Genomic DNA, 18,328 nt, shown 5'->3' with positions numbered 1-18,328 from the left:
GCGGCCGCATCCCGCCAACCGTCCGAGCGACTACCTGCGGGTAGGTCTGGCCGCTCCCGGCGGCGCGGCCTAGGGTCGCGATCAGCGGGGCCCACCCGGGCTCCGGACGCCGCGGCGACGGTGCCGCGGCCGGCGATCGGAGCGCACTCCATGCTGCCCAGTCACTCCCCCGTCCAGCTGCCCGGCGAGGCCGACCCGGACACCCTCGACGCGCTGCTGGACTCCTCGCGGCGGCTCGGCGTCTTCTGGCCGCTGCTGGAGGGCACTGCCGAGCCCGGCAGTGCGCCCGGCGGCCCGATCACGGTGCCGGCCAGGACCAGGGAGCTGGTCGCCGGGATGGCGGAGTACGGCCTGTGAACCCGGGCTGAAAATTCTCCCGCCCGGTCGGGAACCTGTTTCCTCCGTGCCACGTCAGATCCGCGCAGCCAACGCTGTGCAAGGATCCGCCGAACACTGGAGGACGTCGCACCATGGACGACAAGACCACCGCTCCCCACCCGGCCGCACCGACCGGTCGGCCGAGCCGCCGCCGGCGGGCACTGGCGGCCGCCGCGCTGCTGCTCTCGGTTTCGGCGGCGGTCAGCGCGTGCGGCAGCAGCGGCGGCAAGACCGCCGCGAGCGGCACGAGCGCCTCGGTCTCGACCGGTGCCTCCCCCGCGCCGAGCGGCTCGGCCTCCGGTGCGCCGTCCGCCGGTTCCTCGGCCACCCCGTCCGGCGCCCCGGCCACCGGCAAGGCCGGCGCCTCCGGGGGCAGCAGCGGCGCCCTGCCCGGGGGCAACCCCTCGGCTCCGCTCAAGACCCAGGCCCCCGGCTCACCGCTCCCGGTCGACCCGATCCACCCCGCCACCGCGTTCAAGCCGGAGAGCTACCTCTCCAACGGCAACCAGCTGACCGTCTTCTTCACCGGCGGCATCTGCGACAAGTACGGCCTGAAGATCAACGAGAAGCCGGGCGGCGTGGTCGGGGTGGACGTGGTGATCGCCGAGCCCGCGCCGGCCGGTCAGCAGTGCCCGGCGCTGTCCAAGCGCCAGTCCGTGGTGGGCACCCTCGCCCAGCCGCTGAACGGCCGCTCGGTGGTGAGCCTGCGGGACAGCTCCCCGGTGCCGCTGGAGTCGGCGCCGGGCGGTGGCCCGGTCAGCGCCGGCAACTGACCGCACCGCGCGCATGACGAAGGGGCGGCCCCCGGAGTGCTCCGGGGGCCGCCCCTTTCCGATCCGCCCGGCGACTTAGCTGAACGAGTCGCCGCAGGCGCAGGAGCCGGTGGCGTTCGGGTTGTCGATGGTGAAGCCCTGCTTCTCGATGGTGTCGACGAAGTCGACCGTGGCACCGCCGAGGTAAGGGGCGCTCATCCGGTCGGTGACGACCTTGACGCCACCGAACTCCTTGACGACGTCGCCGTCGAGCGAGCGCTCGTCGAAGAAGAGCTGGTACCGCAGGCCCGAGCAGCCGCCCGGCTGCACGGCGACGCGCAGCGCGAGGTCGTCGCGGCCTTCCTGGTCCAGCAGGGCCTTCACCTTGGCCGCAGCGGCATCGGTAAGGAGCAGACCACTCTCGACGGTGGTCTCGTCCTGGACGGTCATCTGCTTACTCCCGGTCTATGACGACGTAGTGCCGCCAGTGCCAACCAGCGGCTGCCCGATTTGATTCCGGGCAGTGGATCCGGCGTCTTGTGGATTGCACGGTGCCGGGCGCCGCCCGTTCCCGTTGTCCGTTCCATGCTCGCACATGCGCGAAATCATCGACGCGGGTCGGGGCCGAGCCGCCAGGATGGTCGGATGATCCTGCGTCAGCTGCATGACTCGAATGCCGAGGCCGAGACCGTCCGGGAGATCGCGCTGGCCGCCTTCAGCCCGCTCTCCCCGGGGCCGGCGCACCGGCCCACCGAGGCGGAGAACGTCTTCCACCGGGCCCGGACCAGGCATCTGGTCGCCCACGACCCCCAGGGCTGCTGGCTGGCGGTGGTGGACGGGCGGCCGGTGGGGTTCGCGCTCTCGCTGCGCCGCGAGGGTGTGTGGGTGCTGGCGCTCACGGCGGTGCTGCCCGACTTCCAGGGCAAGGGAATCGGGCGGCTGCTGCTCGACCGGGCCGCCGGGCACGGGCGCGGCTGCCTGCGCGGCATGATGACCGTCTCGACCGACCCGGCCGCCGCCCGCCGCTACCGCCGGGCCGGCTTCAGCCTCTACCCGGCCATGCGGCTGACCGGCGAGATAGACCGGTCGGCGCTGCGGGAGGTGGGCGAGCTGCCGGTGCACCGCGGCACCGAACGCCAGCTGGACCTGCTGGACTCCATCGACCGCCGGGTGCGCGGCGCCGCGCACGGGGTCGACCACCGGCTGATGCTGGCGCACTACGACGAACTGCTGGTGGTCGACACCCTGGCCGGAAGCGGCTACTGCTACCGGGACGGCGGGACGGTCAAACTGCTGGCCGCCACCTCCCGCCGGCTGGCGGCCCGGCTGCTGCGCGAGGCGCTGGCCCGGGTGCCGCAGGGCGCCCGGGCCAAGGTGGAGCACGCCACCGCGGAGCAGGAGTGGGCGGTGGACGTCGGCCTGGACCTCGGGCTGACCCTGGAGAACGCCGGCTATCTGGCGCTGCGCGGGATGCGCCCGCCGACCGCCTACCTGCCCAGCGGCGCCTTCTTGTGATCGAGCACAGCTTGTAGGTCCTTCAAGGCCGTGGTCAGGCCATGGTGTCCAGGATCTCCCGGACCATCTCCATGGTGGTGCCCGGGTGCAGGAACGCGAACCGGGCCACCGTCTCGCCGTCCCAGCCGGTGGGGGTGACGAAGCCGATCTGGTCGGCGAGCAGCTGGTGCGACCAGTCGTAGTACTGCTGCTCGGTCCAGCCGGTGCGGCGGAAGCAGACCGCGGAGAGCTGCGGGTCGTGCAGCAGTTCCAGGTGCTCGGTCTCGCGGATCAGCTGGGCGGTGTCCCGGGCCAGCGTGAGGCCCTCCTCGATCGCGTCGGTGTAGGCCTGGGTGCCGTGCACCGCGAGCGAGAACCAGAGCGGCAGGCCGCGGGCCCGGCGGGTCAGGTGGTAGGCGTAGTCGGTGGGGTTCCACTCGTCGCCCTCGTGGTGCAGCACGTCCAGGTAGCCGGCGTCCTGGGTGTGCACGGCCTTGGCCAGGCGCGGCTCGCGGTAGAGCAGCGCGGCGCAGTCGAAGGGCGCGAACAGCCACTTGTGCGGGTCGACGACGAAGGAGTCGGCGTGCTCGATGCCGTTGTAGCGCTCCCGGATCGAGGGGGCGAACAGGCCGGCGCCACCGTACGCGCCGTCCACGTGGAACCACAGGCCGCGCTCCCGGGTGACCTCGGACAGGCCCTGCAGGTCGTCGATGATGCCCTCGTTGGTGGTGCCGGCGGTGCCGACCACGGCGATGACGGTTTCGGGGTTGGGGTCGGCGGCCAGCGCGGCCCGCAGCGCCTCGCCGGTGAACCGGCGGTCCACGGTCGGGACCTTGAAGGCCTCCACGCCGATGATGTTGAAGGTGTTCTTCACCGAGGAGTGCACCTGGTCGGCCACCGCGATCCGCAGCCGGGCCTCCGGGCCGACGCCCAGCTTGCGGCGGGCCGTGTCGCGGGCCACCACCAGCGCCGAGAGGTTGCCGGCCGAGCCACCGGAGACGAAGGTGCCGCCGGCCGTCTCGGGCAGCCCGGCCCGGTCGGCTATCAGGCGCAGCACCTGGTTCTCGGCGGCGATCGCACCGGCCGCCTCCAGCCAGGAGATGCCCTGCAGCGAGGCGCAGGAGACCACCATGTCGAAGAGCAGCGCGGCCTTGGTCGGCGCGCACGGGATGAAGGAGAGGTAGCGCGGGCTGTCGGCGGAGATCACCGCGCGGGACAGCTCGTGGTCGTAGAGCTTGAGCACATCGGCCGGGTTGTTGCCGTGCTCGTTCAGCAGGCCGGCCAGGTGCGCGCGCAGCTGCTCGCCGTCCCCGGGGTGGTCGAGCGGCACCGGGTCGTACTGCAGCCGCTCGCGCATGTAGCCGAAGACCAGGTCGACCAGCTCGTTGTCGGGCCGGTGCATGCGGTTGGGTGCGGTGCTCACAGGGGTACTCCTTCGGCTGAACAACTCGGATCAGCGTAGGCAGCGCGGGGTGTCACCCGCGCGTCCGAATGCGCCGGTCCAGGCAGCTTTCGAGCGTCTTCGGCGGCCCTGGCGCAGGATTCCTGCGTGCTCCGGTCCCAGCGGCCCGCGGGTCAGCCGATCAACCGGGAGAGCACCACCGAGCTGCGGCTGCGCTGGACGCCGGGCTCCTTGCGGATCCGCTCGATCACCGCCTCCAGGTGGCGGGTGTCGGCGGCCCGCAGGTGGACCAGGGCGTCCGGGTCGCCGGTGACCGTCCAGGCCGCGACCACCTCGGGGAACTGGCGCAGGCTGGCCAGGATCTCCTCCGGCGCGGTCCGCTCGCGGCAGTAGACCTCGACGAAGGCCTCGGTCTGCCAGCCGAGCAGCTCCGGGTCGAGCACCACGGTGAAACCGCGCACCACGCCGCGGGCCCGCAGCCGGTCGATCCGGCGGCGCACGGCGGTCGCCGAGAGGTTGGCGAGCAGGCCGATCTCCGCGTACGAGGCCCGGCCGTCCCGGCCCAGATGGGCCAGCAGCAGGCGGTCGGTCTCGTCCAGGGAGACTCCGCCCAGCTCGGACGGGGGTCTGCTGGTGCTCATGGCTGGCCGGTCTCCCAGAGGGTTCGGATTGCGGACGGCGGTTACCGCCGCCCCCATTCTCCCGAACCCTGCTGATCAGTCCACCATCCGGTGATCAGTCCACGGTCAGCACGATCTTGCCGCGGGTGCGGCGCTCGGCCAGCAGTTCCTGGGCGGAGGCGGCCTGGGCCAGCGGGAAGGTGGCGGCCACGTTGACGGTGAGCCGGCCGCTGTCGGCGAGGTCCCCGAGGGCGGCGAGGCCGGCCGGGTCGGGGCGCGCCCAGACGTAGCGGCCGCCGTGGTCGACCACGGCGGTGTCGACGACCGAGGCGATCCGCTCCGGGTCGGCGACCAGCTCCCGGGACACCTCCAGCGCCGAGCCGCCGACCAGGTCGAAGGCGGCGTCCACACCCTGCGGGGCGAGCTCCCGGACCCGGTCGGCCAGCCCCTCCCCGTAAGCGACCGGCTCGGCGCCCAGCGAACGCAGATAGCCGTGGTTGTGCTCGCTCGCGGTGCCGATCACCCGGGCGCCGAGGGCGACGGCGATCTGGGTGGCCATGCTGCCCACCCCGCCGGCCGCCGCGTGGATCAGCACCGTCTCGCCCGGCTTGACGGCCAGCGCCCGGTGCAGCCCCTGGTAGGCGGTCAGCCCGGCCAGTGGCAGCCCGCCGGCCTGCGCCCAGTCGAGCGAGGCGGGCTTGCGGGCCAGGGTGCGCACCGGGCAGGCGACCAGCTCGGCGAAGGTGCCGTTCTGCACCCAGTCCTTGTGGACGTAGCCGATCACCTTGTCGCCCACCTGGTACTCGGTCACCGCAGGGCCCACCCGCTCCACCACGCCGGCCACGTCCCAGCCCAGGACCAGCGGGAACCGCACCTCCAGCACGGCGTCCGCGGTGCCCTCCCGGATGTGCCGGTCGGCCGGGTTGAGGCCGGCCGCCTTGACCCGGACCAGCACCGCGTCGGGATCCAGCTTGGGGTCGGGCAGCTCCAGGAACTCGACGACCTCGGGGCCGCCGTACCGTTGGATCGCGATTGCCTTCATAGAGCCCAGCAAACACGCTCCCGGCCATGATCGCCGGGGCGCGCGCGCACTGAGTCGAGTCGACCTGACGTCACGCCGATCCGTCGAGACGATCGCGTCACATCGACACGATGTCCATCGTCAGAGTGACGCTAACAGGGTTATGATAGATAGCGTCAGATAGACGAGAAGGCTGGTAGTGTCCGGCCGCACAGGAGGGCAGCCGCCCGTGACCACCATCGTTGACAGCACCTTCACCGAGCCGACGGCCACGCCGCTGGCCCTGCTGCTGCTCGGCCGCCAGGCCGACCCGAACAGCGAGCGCGGCGTCGAGTGCCCCGGCGATCTGCCGCCCGCCTCCGACCCGGAGCTGATCGAGCGTGCCCGCGCCGCCAAGGCCAAGCTCGGTGACCGCGTCTTCATCCTGGGCCACCACTACCAGCGCGACGAGGTCATCGAGTTCGCCGACGTCACCGGTGACTCCTTCAAGCTGGCCCGCGACGCGGCGGCCCGTCCGGAGGCCGAGTACATCGTCTTCTGCGGTGTGCACTTCATGGCCGAGTCGGCGGACATCCTGACCGGCGACGCGCAGCGGGTCGTGCTGCCGGACCTGGCGGCCGGCTGCTCGATGGCCGACATGGCCACCGCCGAGCAGGTCGCCGAGTGCTGGGACGTGCTGCGGGACGCCGGCATCGCCGACGTGACCGTGCCGGTCTCCTACATGAACTCCTCCGCCGACATCAAGGCGTTCACCGGCAAGCACGGCGGCACCATCTGCACCTCCTCCAACGCCAAGCGGGCCCTGGAGTGGGCCTTCGAGCAGGGAGAGAAGGTGCTGTTCCTGCCGGACCAGCACCTGGGCCGCAACACCGCGGTGCGGGACATGGGCTTCTCGCTGGACGACTGCGTGCTCTACAACCCGCACAAGCCGAACGGCGGCCTGACCGCCGAGGAGCTGCGGAACGCCAAGATGATCCTGTGGCGCGGGCACTGCTCGGTGCACGGCCGCTTCACCCTGGACTCGGTGGCCGAGGTCCGGGAGCGGATCCCGGGCGTCACCGTGATGGTGCACCCCGAGTGCCGCCACGAGGTGGTCGCCGCCGCCGACCTGGTGGGCTCCACCGAGTACATCATCAAGGCGCTGGACGCCGCCGAGCCCGGCTCCAAGTGGGCCATCGGCACCGAGCTCAACCTGGTCCGCCGGCTCGCCAAGGCGCACCCGGACAAGGAGGTCGTCTTCCTGGACCGCTCGGTCTGCTTCTGCTCCACGATGAACCGGATCGACCTGCCGCACCTGGTGTGGGCGCTGGAGTCGCTGGTCGAGGGCCGGGTACCGAACGTGATCACGGTGGACCCGGAGACCGAGAAGTTCGCCAAGGCCGCCCTGGACCGGATGCTGGCCCTGCCGTAACGATTCTTCACGTCGCCTCACGTCGAAGGGGCGGCACCCGCAGTGCGGGTGCCGCCCCTTCGACGTCGGTCGGCGGTTACTCCGGGATGCCCGGAATCAGGCCGTCGCCCTCGGTCCGCAGCAACTCCCGGACCTCCTCGATCGTGGCGCCGTCGCGCGGCAGGATCGAGTCGGACGGGCCCAGGTAGTCCGCCGCCACCGGGACGGCTGCCTCGCGCACCGCACCGAGCAGGTTGTCCAGAGCGGTCCGGAACTTGCCCTCGTCGCCCGAGTCCAGCGCCTTGAGCAGCTCGTCGTCGAGCTGGTTGAGCCGGTTCAGGTGTTCGTCCGCCACCTCGAACTGGCCCTCAGCCATGATCCGCATGATCATGCCGGTGTTTCTCCCTGCTGTTCGAGCCGGTGGACTTACTTCTGGTAGTTGATGGTGGGCGGCGGGGTGTCCTGCTGGCCGTGCCCGTTCTGGTGCTGCTGCGCGCCGCCGCCGTTGCCCTGCTCCAGCGCCGCCGGGCCGGTGGAGCCGCCGCTCAGCTCGGCCTTCATCCGGGCCAGCTCCAGCTCCACGTCGCTACCGCCGGCCACCCGCTCCAGCTCGGCCTCGATGTCGTCCTTGCGCAGACCGCTCGGGTCGTCGAGCGCGCCGGAGGCGAGCAGCTCGTCGATCGCGCCGGCCCGGGCCTGCATCTGCGCCGTCTTGTCCTCGGCCCGCTGGATCGCCAGGCCGACGTCGCCCATCTCCTCGGAGATGCCGGAGAACGACTCGGCGATCCGGGTCTGCGCCTGGGCAGCGGTGTAGGTGGCCTTGATGGTCTCCTTCTTGGTGCGGAAGGCGTCCACCTTGGCCTGCAGCCGCTGGGAAGCGAGGGTGAGCTTCTCCTCCTCGCCCTGCAGCTGCTGGTACTGCACCTGGAGGTCGTTGATCTGCCCCTGCATCGCGGACTTGCGGGTCAGCGCCTCCCGGGCCAGGTCCTCCCGGCCCAGGGACAGCGCCTTGCGGCCCTGCTCCTCGTACTTGGCAGACTGCTGCTGGAGCTGGGTCAGCTGGAGCTCCAGCCGCTTGCGCGAGGTGGCGACGTCGGCGACACCCCGGCGGACCTTCTGCAGCAGCTCGAGCTGCTTCTGGTACGAGTAGTCCAGCGTCTCGCGGGGATCCTCCGCCCGGTCCAGGGCCTTGTTCGCCTTGGAGCGGAAGATTAGCCCCATACGCTTCATGATTCCGTCGCTCATGGGCCTCGGGTGCCCCCTTCTCCGGGCTGCGGATTGCTATCTCGTACCGAATTATCTACTGCGAGTGTAGGTGCAGCGGGGCCGTCACCGCAGTGCACTCCGCTGCAACAAGACTGCTACGACCGGCCATGCCCCGGCCTCATCCCCTGGGTGGATCTGCACCCCCTACTCACGGCCCGCCCGGACGGGGGCAGCCGTACGGGACGACCACCCCGTACCCTTGTCATCGTGTTCCGACGCCGTTCAGATGAAGCCACCTCCTCCGCCACCGCGCTGGCCGAGCAGGACGACGCCCAGCCCCGCGACCCGCAGGCGAAGAAGGGCCGCCCCACCCCCAAGCGCAGCGAGGCCCAGGCCAACCGCCGCGTCCGGGTGAGCGTGCCCAAGGACCGCAAGGAGGCGTCCCGGCAGTCCCGGGAGCGGCTTCGAGCCGAGCGCGAGAAGCAGCGCGAGGCCCTGATCAACGGTGACGAGCGCGCCCTGCCGGCCCGTGACAAGGGCCCGGTGCGCAAGTTCGCCCGCGACTACATGGACTCCCGCTGGTCGGTGGCCGAGTTCTTCCTCCCGTTCGCCGTGCTGATCCTGATCCTCAGCATCGTGCGGGTGCCGGCCCTGCAGCTGCTCTCCACGCTGCTCTTCCTGATCTTCCTGATCCTGGTGATCGTCGACTTCGTGCGGCTCGGCCTGGGCCTGCGCCGGGCGCTGGCCAACCGGTTCCCGGACACCGACAGCCGCGGCACCGTGATGTACGGCCTGATGCGCAACCTCCAGCTGCGCCGACTGCGGCTGCCCAAGCCGCAGGTGAAGCGGGGCGAGCACCCCTGACCGCGGAACCGCTGCCGTACGACTGGGCCCCCGCCGCCACGGGCACGGGGCCCGGCCTGTACGCGCTGCCCGGCCAGACCGACGGCGGGCACGAGCGCGACCCCGCCCCGACTGGCAACGGCTACCCGCAGCACGGCCTGCCCGCCCGCAGCGGCTCGTTCGCCGGCGGCGCCGGAGCCTGGCTGGAGCGGCAGGGCGGGCTGCACAACCTGGTCCGCCAGGAGATGGTGGGCCGCCAGCTGGCCGAGCAGCTGCTGCAGCACTTCGGGATGCGGGTGGTCCAGGAGCCGCTGCGGGTGCTGGACGTCGGCTGCGGCCAGGGCACCCAGGCCATCCGGCTGGCCCGGGCCGGCCACTGGGTCACCGGCCTGGACTCCGACCCGGTCACCCTGGGCGCCGCCCAGGCGCTGCTCGGCGCCGAGTCGCCCGAGGTGCGCGACCGGGTCCGGCTGCTCAGCGGCGACGGCCACCACTGCGGGCGCTGGTTCGACCCGGGCAGCTTCGACGTGGTGCTCTGCCACGGGGTGCTGATGTACCTGCCCGACCCCGGCCCGCTGATCGCCTCGCTGGCCCGGATGATCGCCCCCGGCGGCCTGCTCTCGCTGCTGGCCCGCAACCGGGACGCACTGGCCATGCGGGCCGGCCTCACCGGCGACTGGCGCGCCGCCGTGCAGGCCTTCGACTCCGACCACTACACCAACCGGCTCGGCCTGAGCGCCCGCGCCGACCGGCTCGCCGATCTGGCCACCACCCTGCGCGAGGTGTCCGTGCCGCTGCGGCACTGGTACGGCGTGCGGGTCTTCACCGACGCGACGCCGGACCACGCCGCCCCGGTGGACGGGCGCCAGCTCGGCCAGCTGCTGGACGCCGAGGAGCGGGCCGGGCGCGAGGACCCGTACCGCCAGGTCGCCGCGCTGCTGCACCTGGTGGGCACCAAGTAGTGCCCGCCCCGGCGGACCGTCAGCCCTCCTGCAGGCTCATCCCGTAGACCTTCGCGCCGTCCTCCAGCAGCACCACCGTGTCGACGCCGTCCTCCTTGAGGCCCTTCCACTCCTCGCCGATCCAGCTCTCCGCATCGCCCTGGCTGGAGAACTCCTCGGCCGAGCCGCTCGCCGGGTCCAGCTGCGCGCCGTCCGCCCCCAGGTACTGCCACGTCCACGCCATGGGTCCACTCCGTCTCGGTCGTCTCTGTCGTGCGAGCTCCAGACAGGCAGGCTGCCCGCCCTGCCACCGGTCAACCCCGGTGGGCCAGGATGGAGCGTATGACACGCACCCTGATCCTCGGCGGGGCCCGGTCCGGCAAGTCGACCCGGGCCGAACAGCTGCTCGGCGAGCACCCCGACGTCCTCTACGTGGCCACCGGCGGCAACCGTGAGGGCGACGCCGAGTGGGCGGCCCGGGTCGAGCTGCACCGGCGGCGCCGGCCGGCCGGCTGGCGCACCGCGGAGACCTGGGACCTGGAGGCGGTGCTGGCCGACGGGGCCGACCCGGCCCCGGTGCTGATCGACTGCCTGGGCCTGTGGCTGACCCATGTGATGGACCGGGCCGGCGCCTGGGACGACGGCGACTGGGTCCGGTCCGCCGAGGCCTCGGTGGCCGGGCGGTGCGCCGAGCTGGCCGAGGCGGTCCGGCTGACCTCGCGTCAGGTGGTGCTGGTCAGCAACGAGGTCGGGCTGGGCGTGGTGCCCGCCACCGCGGCCGGCCGGCGGTTCCGGGACACCCTGGGGCGGCTCAACATGGCCGTCGCCGAGGCCGCCGACCAGGTGCTGCTGGTGGTGGCCGGTCAGGTGATGACGGTGAAGGACGCCCAGAGGGGCCGCCAGTAGTGGGGTGGATCGAGGAGCGGCGTCCGGGCCGAGTCTGGGCGGCGCCGACGATGGGGCACCTCCCGGCCGAAGGCTGGGGGAGAGAGTCCGGGCGTCGCGACGCCGCCCCGACTACTGGCGGCCCCTCCAGACCTGATTGGTAAGGTTCCCCGCGATGGACACCACCGTGGATCTCGACATGTTCGCCGCCCAGGTCGAGCGGCCGGACGACGCCGCCCGCCGGGCCGCGGAGCAGCGCTGGCAGGAGCTGGAGCAGCCGCGCGGCGGGCTGGGACGCCTGGAGGAGCTGGGCAACTGGCTCGCCTCGGTCCAGGGCGCCTCCCCCGTGCGACCGGTCACCGCACCCAAGGTGCTGCTGTTCGCCGGTGACCACGGCATCGCCGAGCTGGGCGTCTCCCGGCTGCCCGCGACCGGCGGCACCGCCCGCCGGGTGCACGCGGTGCTGGACGGCACCGCCCCGGTGGCCCGGCTGGCCCGCCGCTACGGCGCCGGCGTGCGGGTGGTCGACGTGGCGGTGGACGCCCCGCTGGAGGAGTTCCCCGAGGACGTCACCGCGCACCGGGTGCGCCGCGGCTCGGGCCGGATCGACCGGATGGACGCGATCAGCCGCGAGGAGGCCGCCGCGGCGTTCGCGGTCGGCACCGCGCTGGCCGACGAGGAGGCCGAGCTCGGCACCGACCTGGTGCTGCTCGGCGACCTCGGGGTCGGCTCCACCACGGTCGCGGCGGTGCTGATCGGCGCGCTCTGCGGCACCGACGCGGCCGCGGTCTGCGGCCGCGGCTCCGGCATCGACGACCAGGTCTGGATGGTCAAGTGCGCCGCGATCCGCGACTCGCTGCGCCGCGCCCGCCCGGTGCTCGGCGACCAGCTGGCGCTGCTGTCGGCCACCGGCGGCGCCGACTTCGCGGCGATCACCGGGTTCCTGCTGCAGGCCGCGGTGCGCCGACTGCCGGTGGTGCTGGACGGCGTGGTGTCGGCCGCCTGCGCGCTGGTCGCGCAGCGGGTGGCGTTCCGGGCCCCGGAGTGGTGGCGGGCCGCCGTGCTGACCGGCGAGCCGGCGCTGGCCAAGGCCTACGACCGGCTCACCCTGACCCCGCTGCACGAGCAGGACACCCGGATGGGCGAGGGCGTCGGCTCGGCTCTGGCGCTGCCCTTGCTGCAGGCCGCCTCCGACACCCTGGCCGAGGAGCTGTTCGAGCCGGCGCTGCCGTCCACGCCCCGCCGGCCGCGACCGCTGCCGACCGCCGCCGAGCTGCTGGGCAAGCTCTGAGCACGCCGGATGCCCAGCCGTCGCCCGGACTGCGGCTGGCCGGACTGCGGTTCGCGTTCGGCACCCTGACGGTCTTTCCGGTCCGGGTCGAGCGCTGGGACCGGGCGGCGGGCGGCCGGGCGATGCTGGCCGCGCCGCTGGTCGGCCTGCTGGTCGGGGCGCTGGCCGGGGCCGTCGGCGCGCTGCTCTGCTGGCGCGCCGGGCCGCTGCTCGGCGCGGTCGCCGCGGTGGCGCTGCCGGCCGTGCTCACCCGCGGGCTGCACCTGGACGGGCTGGCCGACGTGGCCGACGGCCTGGGCAGCGGCAAGCCCGCCGAGGACGCGCTGCGGATCATGAAGCAGTCCGACATCGGCCCGTTCGGCGTACTCACCCTCGTGCTGCTGATGGCAGGTCAGATCGCCGTGCTGGCCCAGCAGTTCGGGCACTCGGCGGGGCGGGGTCTGCTTGCCGCGCTGACCGCCGGGGCGGCCGGCCGCTGTGCGCTGCTGTGGGGCTGCCGGGAGCAGGTGCCGGCCGCCCGACCGGGCGGGCTGGGCGCCATGGTGGCCGCGACCGTGCCGACCCGGGCGGCACTCGCGGTGACCGTGCTGACGGCGGGCGCGGTGGCACTGGTCGGCCGTCACCCTCGGTATGCGCTGGCCCTGATCCTCGGTCAGCTGGCGGCCGTCTTCCTGCTGCGGCGCTGCGTGCGGCGGTTCGGCGGGATCACCGGGGACGTGCTGGGTGCGCTGGTGGAGACGGCCGCCATGGCCGCGCTGGCCGCTCTCGCACTGGGTCCCTGAAGAACCGTCTGCATCCCAGGGGGCACGGCATCCCAACCCGCGGACTACCATGCGCACCGTAGCCCTGCGCCGCCACGACGGAGCATGCTTGGGCTGTAGCCATGCCGCAAATCCGGCCGTGGACCGCGAAAGAACAGGACACAATACGTGACTGCACTGTCTGTGAGCACCTCCTCCGCCACCGCGCTGCGCGCGGACGCCCTGGTGATCGGCGTGGCCAAGGGCCCCAAGGGCCTGGTGGTCGCCGCCGGCGCAGAGGCCGTGGCGGAGGCGTTCGAAGGCAAGCTGACCGATCTGCTCACCACCCTGGGTGCCACCGGCGCCGAGGGCGAGACCACCAAGCTGCCGGCTCCGGCCGGTGTCAAGGCCGGTTTCGTGCTGGCCGTCGGCCTCGGTGACGCCTCCGAGGACGGCTTCGACGGCGAGGCGCTGCGCCGCGCCGCCGGTGTCGCCGCGCGCACCCTGGCCGGGGCCAAGAAGGCGGGCCTGCTGCTGCCGGCCGACTCGGCCGAGGAGGTCGAGGCCGTGGCGCTCGGCGGCCTGCTGGGTGCGTACGACTTCACCGTCTACCGCACCTCGGAGGGCGGCAAGGAGCCGGTCGGCGAGCTCACCGTGCTGACCAGCCGCAAGGGCAGCAAGGACGCCAAGGCCGCGATCGAGCGCGCCACCGTGCTGGGCGAGGAGATGAACCGCGCCCGCGACCTGATCAACACCCCGCCGAACGACCTCAACCCGAAGATCTTCGCGACCATCGCGCAGACCGTCGGCAAGGAGTACGGCCTCAAGGTCGAGGTGCTGGACGAGAAGGCGCTCACCAAGGGCGGCTTCGGCGGCCTGCTGGGCGTGGGCAACGGCTCGACCAACCCGCCCCGGCTGGTGAAGATCGCCTACACCCACCCGAAGGCCAAGGCCACCCTCGCTTTCGTCGGCAAGGGCATCACCTACGACTCGGGCGGCATCTCGCTGAAGCCGGCCGGCCACAACGAGACCATGAAGTGCGACATGTCCGGCGCCGCCGCCGTGTTCGCCGCCGTGGTCGCCGCCAAGCGGCTGGGCCTGGCCGTCAACGTCACCGGCTGGCTGGCGCTGGCCGAGAACATGCCGTCCGGCTCCGCCACCCGCCCGGGTGACGTGCTGCGCATGTACGGCGGCAAGACCGTCGAGGTGCTCAACACCGACGCCGAGGGCCGCCTGGTGCTGGCCGACGCGATCGTGCGGGCCGGTGAGGAGAACCCGGACACCATCGTCGACGTGGCCACCCTGACCGGCGCCATGGTGCTGGCCCTGGGCAACCGCACCTTCGGTGTGCTGAGCAGCAGCGACGAGTTCCGCGACCGGCTGCACGCGATCGCCGGCCGGGCCGGTGAGCAGTCCTGGCCGATGCCGATGCCGGCTGAGCTGCGCAAGGGCATGGACTCCCCGATCGCCGACATCGCCAACATGGGCGAGCGGATGGGCGGCGGCCTGGTGGCCGGCCTGTTCCTGAAGGAGTTCGTGGCCGACGGCATCGAGTGGGCGCACCTGGACATCGCCGGCCCGGCGTTCCACGAGAGCGCCCCGTACGGCTACACCCCGAAGGGCGGCACCGGCAGCGCGGTGCGCACCCTGGTGCAGCTGGCGGTCGAGACCGCGGGCTGACCCGACCCCTCGAACAGGGCCCGGTGCTTTTCGCACCGGGCCCTGTTGACTTTTGCGCCTGGTTACCGGTTGGTAGCCCGCCGAATCCCGTTCATCTCCCTGTTCGCCTCCGGCGAAACTTTGTTCCACACAGTGGAATCGCGCCGGGGCGGGTCGGGCGCGGCGGCCCGCCAGAACCGCCTGATCACGGCCTTGACCTGCGCAGACGGGGGTCAACCCGGGTCCCGGCGGGGTGCGGACCGGGCCGTCCGACCCCCGGGGCACGGACCCGGACATCAGTCGCGGTGAACAAGTGCGAAGATGTATTTCCGGCACGACTGGGCGCCTCACAAGGGCTTCCGACACCTGGACAACCAGTACTGGCGGAACCAGCACCGGCCCGGACGATCCACACCCATTGCATGGAGGACGTGACGTGGCGAACGACGCCAGCACCGTTTTCGACGTAGTCATCCTCGGAGGCGGAAGCGGCGGCTACGCCGCGGCGCTCCGCGCCGCCCAGCTCGGGCTGAGCGTGGCCCTGATCGAGAAGGGCGAGCTGGGCGGCACCTGCCTGCACCGCGGCTGCATCCCGACCAAGGCGCTGCTGCACGCGGCCGAGATCGCGGACGAGACCAAGGAAGCCGCCGACTTCGGTGTGCTGGCGACCTTCCAGGGCATCGACATCAACGGCGTCCACAAGTACAAGGACGACGTGATCGCCGGCCTGTACAAGGGCCTGCAGGGCCTGGTCGCCTCCCGCAAGGTCACCTTCATCCAGGGCGAGGGCCGGCTCTCCTCGGCCACCTCGGTGGATGTCGACGGCCAGCGGGTCGAGGGCCGCCACATCGTGCTGGCCACCGGCTCGGTCCCGAAGTCGCTGCCCGGCCTGACCATCGACGGCGACCGGATCATCTCCTCCGACCACGCCCTCAAGCTCGACCGGATCCCGAAGTCGGCCGTCATCCTCGGCGGCGGTGTGATCGGTGTCGAGTTCGCCTCCGTCTGGAAGTCCTTCGGCGTCGACGTCACCATCGTCGAGGCCCTGCCGCACCTGGTTCCGCTGGAGGACGAGAACTCCTCCAAGCTGCTGGAGCGCGCCTTCCGCAAGCGGGGCATCAAGTTCGAGCTCAAGGCCCGCTTCTCGGGCGTGGAGTACACCGAGACCGGTGTGCGGGTCTCCACCGAGAACGGCAAGCAGATCGACGCCGACCTGCTGCTGGTCGCGATCGGCCGCGGCCCGGTCTCGCAGGGCCTGGGCTACGAGGAGGCCGGGGTCGCGATGGACCGCGGCTACGTCCTGGTCGACGAGTACATGCGCACCAACGTGCCCACCATCTCGGCCGTCGGCGACCTGGTCCCGACCCTGCAGCTGGCCCACGTCGGCTTCGCCGAGGGCATCCTGGTCGCCGAGCGGCTGGCCGGCCTCAAGGCCGTGCCGATCGACTACGACGGCGTGCCGCGCGTGACCTACTCCAACCCCGAGGTCGCCTCGGTGGGTATCAGCGAGGCCAAGGCGGTCGAGCTGTACGGCAAGGAGAAGGTCGTCACCCTCAAGTACAACCTGGCCGGCAACGGCAAGAGCAAGATCCTCAAGACCGCCGGTGAGATCAAGCTGGTCCAGGTCAAGGACGGCGCCGTGGTCGGCGTCCACATGGTCGGCGCCCGGATGGGTGAGCAGGTCGGCGAGGCCCAGCTCATCTACAACTGGGAGGCGCTGCCCGCCGAGGTCGCCCAGCTGATCCACGCGCACCCGACCCAGTCGGAGGCGCTCGGCGAGGCGCACCTGGCGCTGGCCGGCAAGCCGCTGCACGCGCACGACTGAGCCCTCTCGCCCCGCACCACTTATCCGGTCCATTCACACGGACTTCCCTGAACGCAAGACTTGATAGGAGTCGCTGAAACCATGGCGGTCTCAGTAACGCTGCCCGCGCTGGGCGAGAGTGTGTCCGAAGGTACTGTCACCCGCTGGCTGAAGGCCGAGGGTGAGCGAGTGGAGGCCGACGAGCCGCTGCTCGAGGTGTCGACCGACAAGGTCGACACCGAGATCCCCGCGCCGGCCTCCGGCATCCTGGCCTCGATCAAGGTCGCCGAGGACGAGACCGTCGAGGTCGGCGCCGAGCTGGCGATCATCGAGGACGGCTCCGGTGCCCCGGCTGCCGCCCCGGCCCCCGTCGCCGAGGCCGCTCCGGCCGCTCCGGCTCCGGTTGCCGAGGCCCCGGCTGCCCCGGCTCCGGCCGCCACCGCTCCGGCCCCGGCCGCCCCCGCCGGCGACGCCACCCCGGTGCTGCTGCCCGCGCTGGGCGAGTCGGTCACCGAGGGCACCGTCACCCGCTGGCTGAAGGCCGAGGGTGACACCGTCGAGGTCGACGAGCCGCTGCTCGAGGTGTCGACGGACAAGGTCGACACCGAGATCCCGTCGCCGGTCGCCGGCACCCTGGTGAAGATCCTGGTCGGCGAGGACGAGACCGCCGAGGTCGGCGCCCAGCTCGCGCTGATCGGCGCCGCGGGTGCGGTTGCGGCTGCTCCGGCCGCCCCGGCTGCTCCGGCTCCGGTTGCCGCTCCGGCCCCGGTTGCCGCCCCGGCTGCCCCGGCCCCGGTCGCCGCTGCTCCGGCCCCGGCCCCGGCTCCGGCTGCCCCGGTCGCCCCGGCTGCCCCGGCCCCCGCTCCGGCTCCGCTCGCCCCCGCGGCTCCCGCCGCTCCGGCCCCGGTTGCCGCCCCGGCCGCTCCGGTCGCCGCCGCGCCGGTCGCCGACTCGGGTGACGCCTACGTGACCCCGCTGGTCCGCAAGCTCGCCGCCGAGCAGGGCATCGCGCTCTCCGCGATCACCGGCTCCGGCGTCGGCGGCCGGATCCGCAAGCAGGACGTGCTGGCCGCCGCCGAGGCCGCGAAGGCCGCCGCTGCCGCCGTCCCGGCCACCGCCCCCGCCGCTGCCGCCGCGCCGAAGGCCGCCGCCGCGCCGTCCCCGCTGCGTGGCCAGACGGTCAAGATGAGCCGGATGCGCAAGGTCATCGGCGACAACATGATGAAGGCCCTGCACGAGCAGGCCCAGCTGACCAGCGTGGTCGAGGTGGACGTCACCAAGATCATGTCGCTGCGCGGCAAGGCCAAGGACTCGTTCCTGGCCCGCGAGGGCGTCAAGCTGTCGCCGATGCCGTTCTTCGTCAAGGCCGCCGCCCAGGCGCTGAAGAGCCACCCGGTGATCAACGCCCGGATCAACGAGGCCGAGGGCACCATCACCTACTTCGACACCGAGAACATCGGTATCGCGGTGGACTCCGAGAAGGGCCTGATGACCCCGGTCATCAAGGGCGCGGGCGACCTCAACATCGCCGGCATCTCCAAGAAGACCGCCGAGCTGGCCACCAAGGTGCGCGAGAGCAAGATCACCCCGGACGAGCTGTCCGGCGCCACCTTCACCATCAGCAACACCGGCTCGCGCGGCGCGCTCTTCGACACCGTGATCGTGCCGCCGACCCAGGCCGCCATCCTGGGCATCGGCGCCACCGTGAAGCGCCCGGTCGTCATCGAGGTCGACGGCGGCACCGCCATCGGCATCCGCGACATGACCTACCTGTCGCTCTCCTACGACCACCGCCTGGTGGACGGCGCCGACGCCGCCCGCTACCTGGTGGCCGTCAAGGAGATCCTGGAGGCGGGCGAGTTCGAGGTCGAGCTCGGCCTGTAAGGGTCTGCTGTCAACGCC

General features: G+C 72.5%; 19 protein-coding genes. 12 read left to right on the top strand and 7 right to left on the bottom strand.

Annotation, left to right across the window (positions count from 1 at the left end; genetic code table 11):
* Positions 1-150: 150 nt before the first annotated feature.
* Together E6W39_RS30345 and E6W39_RS30340 are read left to right on the top strand one after the other, a co-directional pair.
* Complete coding sequence (locus E6W39_RS30345; protein WP_141636213.1) at positions 151-357, top strand: hypothetical protein; 207 nt, start codon at positions 151-153, stop codon at positions 355-357.
* Between the two features lie 113 nt (positions 358-470).
* Entirely contained in the window at positions 471-1,151 is a 681-nt protein-coding gene (locus E6W39_RS30340; RefSeq protein ID WP_141636212.1) for a hypothetical protein, read from the top strand.
* Positions 1,152-1,226: 75 nt separating this feature from the next.
* Here the strand turns inward: E6W39_RS30340 and erpA are convergent, their stop codons facing one another.
* The gene (erpA, locus tag E6W39_RS30335; RefSeq protein WP_101379990.1) at positions 1,227-1,580 is read right to left on the bottom strand and encodes an iron-sulfur cluster insertion protein ErpA; all 354 of its coding nucleotides are present in this window, start codon (positions 1,578-1,580) and stop codon (positions 1,227-1,229) included.
* A gap of 195 nt (positions 1,581-1,775) precedes the next feature.
* Here erpA and E6W39_RS30330 point away from each other — a divergent pair, with 195 nt between their 5' ends.
* Positions 1,776-2,645: a GNAT family N-acetyltransferase gene (locus E6W39_RS30330; RefSeq protein WP_141636211.1), complete on the top strand. Its 870-nt coding sequence runs from the start codon at positions 1,776-1,778 to the stop codon at positions 2,643-2,645.
* 34 nt (positions 2,646-2,679) lie between these two features.
* On the opposite strand, the gene E6W39_RS30325 is transcribed toward E6W39_RS30330, so the two are convergent.
* The 3 genes from E6W39_RS30325 to E6W39_RS30315 all read right to left on the bottom strand — a co-directional run bounded on the left by E6W39_RS30325 (position 2,680) and on the right by E6W39_RS30315 (position 5,688).
* Positions 2,680-4,047: a pyridoxal phosphate-dependent decarboxylase family protein gene (locus E6W39_RS30325; protein ID WP_141636210.1), complete on the bottom strand. Its 1,368-nt coding sequence runs from the start codon at positions 4,045-4,047 to the stop codon at positions 2,680-2,682.
* Positions 4,048-4,199: 152 nt separating this feature from the next.
* Positions 4,200-4,667 (bottom strand): Lrp/AsnC family transcriptional regulator, encoded by a 468-nt coding sequence (locus tag E6W39_RS30320; RefSeq protein WP_101379992.1) that lies wholly within the window; start codon positions 4,665-4,667, stop codon positions 4,200-4,202.
* 94 nt (positions 4,668-4,761) lie between these two features.
* On the bottom strand, positions 4,762-5,688 hold the full coding sequence (locus E6W39_RS30315; RefSeq protein WP_141636209.1) for an NADP-dependent oxidoreductase: 927 nt from the start codon (positions 5,686-5,688) through the stop codon (positions 4,762-4,764).
* A 217-nt stretch (positions 5,689-5,905) separates the two neighbouring features.
* Between E6W39_RS30315 and nadA the strand changes: the two genes are divergently transcribed.
* On the top strand, positions 5,906-7,078 hold the full coding sequence (gene nadA / locus E6W39_RS30310; protein ID WP_141638033.1) for a quinolinate synthase NadA: 1,173 nt from the start codon (positions 5,906-5,908) through the stop codon (positions 7,076-7,078).
* Positions 7,079-7,154: 76 nt separating this feature from the next.
* Here the strand turns inward: nadA and pspAA are convergent, their stop codons facing one another.
* Together pspAA and E6W39_RS30300 are read right to left on the bottom strand one after the other, a co-directional pair.
* Positions 7,155-7,448, bottom strand: a complete 294-nt coding sequence (gene pspAA, locus E6W39_RS30305) for a PspA-associated protein PspAA (RefSeq protein WP_141636208.1) — start codon at positions 7,446-7,448, stop codon at positions 7,155-7,157.
* 35 nt (positions 7,449-7,483) lie between these two features.
* Positions 7,484-8,287, bottom strand: coding sequence for a PspA/IM30 family protein (locus tag E6W39_RS30300; protein ID WP_141636207.1), 804 nt, complete (start codon positions 8,285-8,287; stop codon positions 7,484-7,486).
* A gap of 243 nt (positions 8,288-8,530) precedes the next feature.
* Here E6W39_RS30300 and E6W39_RS30295 point away from each other — a divergent pair, with 243 nt between their 5' ends.
* Both E6W39_RS30295 and E6W39_RS30290 read left to right on the top strand, forming a co-directional pair.
* On the top strand, positions 8,531-9,127 hold the full coding sequence (locus E6W39_RS30295; RefSeq protein ID WP_141636206.1) for a DUF3043 domain-containing protein: 597 nt from the start codon (positions 8,531-8,533) through the stop codon (positions 9,125-9,127).
* Positions 9,128-9,351: 224 nt separating this feature from the next.
* Positions 9,352-10,068, top strand: a complete 717-nt coding sequence (locus tag E6W39_RS30290) for a class I SAM-dependent methyltransferase (RefSeq protein WP_180356416.1) — start codon at positions 9,352-9,354, stop codon at positions 10,066-10,068.
* A gap of 19 nt (positions 10,069-10,087) precedes the next feature.
* Here E6W39_RS30290 and E6W39_RS30285 read toward each other — a convergent pair whose 3' ends face one another.
* Positions 10,088-10,291 (bottom strand): hypothetical protein, encoded by a 204-nt coding sequence (locus E6W39_RS30285; protein WP_141636205.1) that lies wholly within the window; start codon positions 10,289-10,291, stop codon positions 10,088-10,090.
* 98 nt (positions 10,292-10,389) lie between these two features.
* On the opposite strand from E6W39_RS30285, the gene cobU reads away from it, so the two are divergent.
* The 6 genes from cobU to sucB all read left to right on the top strand — a co-directional run bounded on the left by cobU (position 10,390) and on the right by sucB (position 18,310).
* Positions 10,390-10,953, top strand: a complete 564-nt coding sequence (gene cobU, locus E6W39_RS30280; RefSeq protein WP_407658501.1) for a bifunctional adenosylcobinamide kinase/adenosylcobinamide-phosphate guanylyltransferase — start codon at positions 10,390-10,392, stop codon at positions 10,951-10,953.
* 154 nt (positions 10,954-11,107) lie between these two features.
* Positions 11,108-12,223 carry a nicotinate-nucleotide--dimethylbenzimidazole phosphoribosyltransferase gene (locus E6W39_RS30275; protein WP_141636203.1) on the top strand — a complete coding sequence of 372 codons (1,116 nt, stop codon included), beginning with the start codon at positions 11,108-11,110 and terminating at the stop codon, positions 12,221-12,223.
* Positions 12,220-13,005, top strand: coding sequence for an adenosylcobinamide-GDP ribazoletransferase (locus tag E6W39_RS30270; protein ID WP_141638032.1), 786 nt, complete (start codon positions 12,220-12,222; stop codon positions 13,003-13,005). The genes E6W39_RS30275 and E6W39_RS30270 overlap by 4 nt, the downstream gene beginning before the upstream one ends.
* A 147-nt stretch (positions 13,006-13,152) precedes the next feature.
* Positions 13,153-14,643: a leucyl aminopeptidase gene (locus E6W39_RS30265; protein WP_101380001.1), complete on the top strand. Its 1,491-nt coding sequence runs from the start codon at positions 13,153-13,155 to the stop codon at positions 14,641-14,643.
* A gap of 415 nt (positions 14,644-15,058) precedes the next feature.
* Positions 15,059-16,447 (top strand): dihydrolipoyl dehydrogenase, encoded by a 1,389-nt coding sequence (gene lpdA / locus E6W39_RS30260; RefSeq protein WP_141636202.1) that lies wholly within the window; start codon positions 15,059-15,061, stop codon positions 16,445-16,447.
* Positions 16,448-16,528: 81 nt separating this feature from the next.
* On the top strand, positions 16,529-18,310 hold the full coding sequence (gene sucB, locus E6W39_RS30255; protein ID WP_141636201.1) for a 2-oxoglutarate dehydrogenase, E2 component, dihydrolipoamide succinyltransferase: 1,782 nt from the start codon (positions 16,529-16,531) through the stop codon (positions 18,308-18,310).
* Positions 18,311-18,328: the final 18 nt, after the last annotated feature.

Origin of the sequence: Kitasatospora acidiphila (assembly GCF_006636205.1) — a bacterium.
Taxonomy (GTDB): Bacteria; Actinomycetota; Actinomycetes; order Streptomycetales; family Streptomycetaceae; genus Kitasatospora; species Kitasatospora acidiphila.
This window is presented reverse-complemented; position numbering and strand designations above follow the sequence as displayed.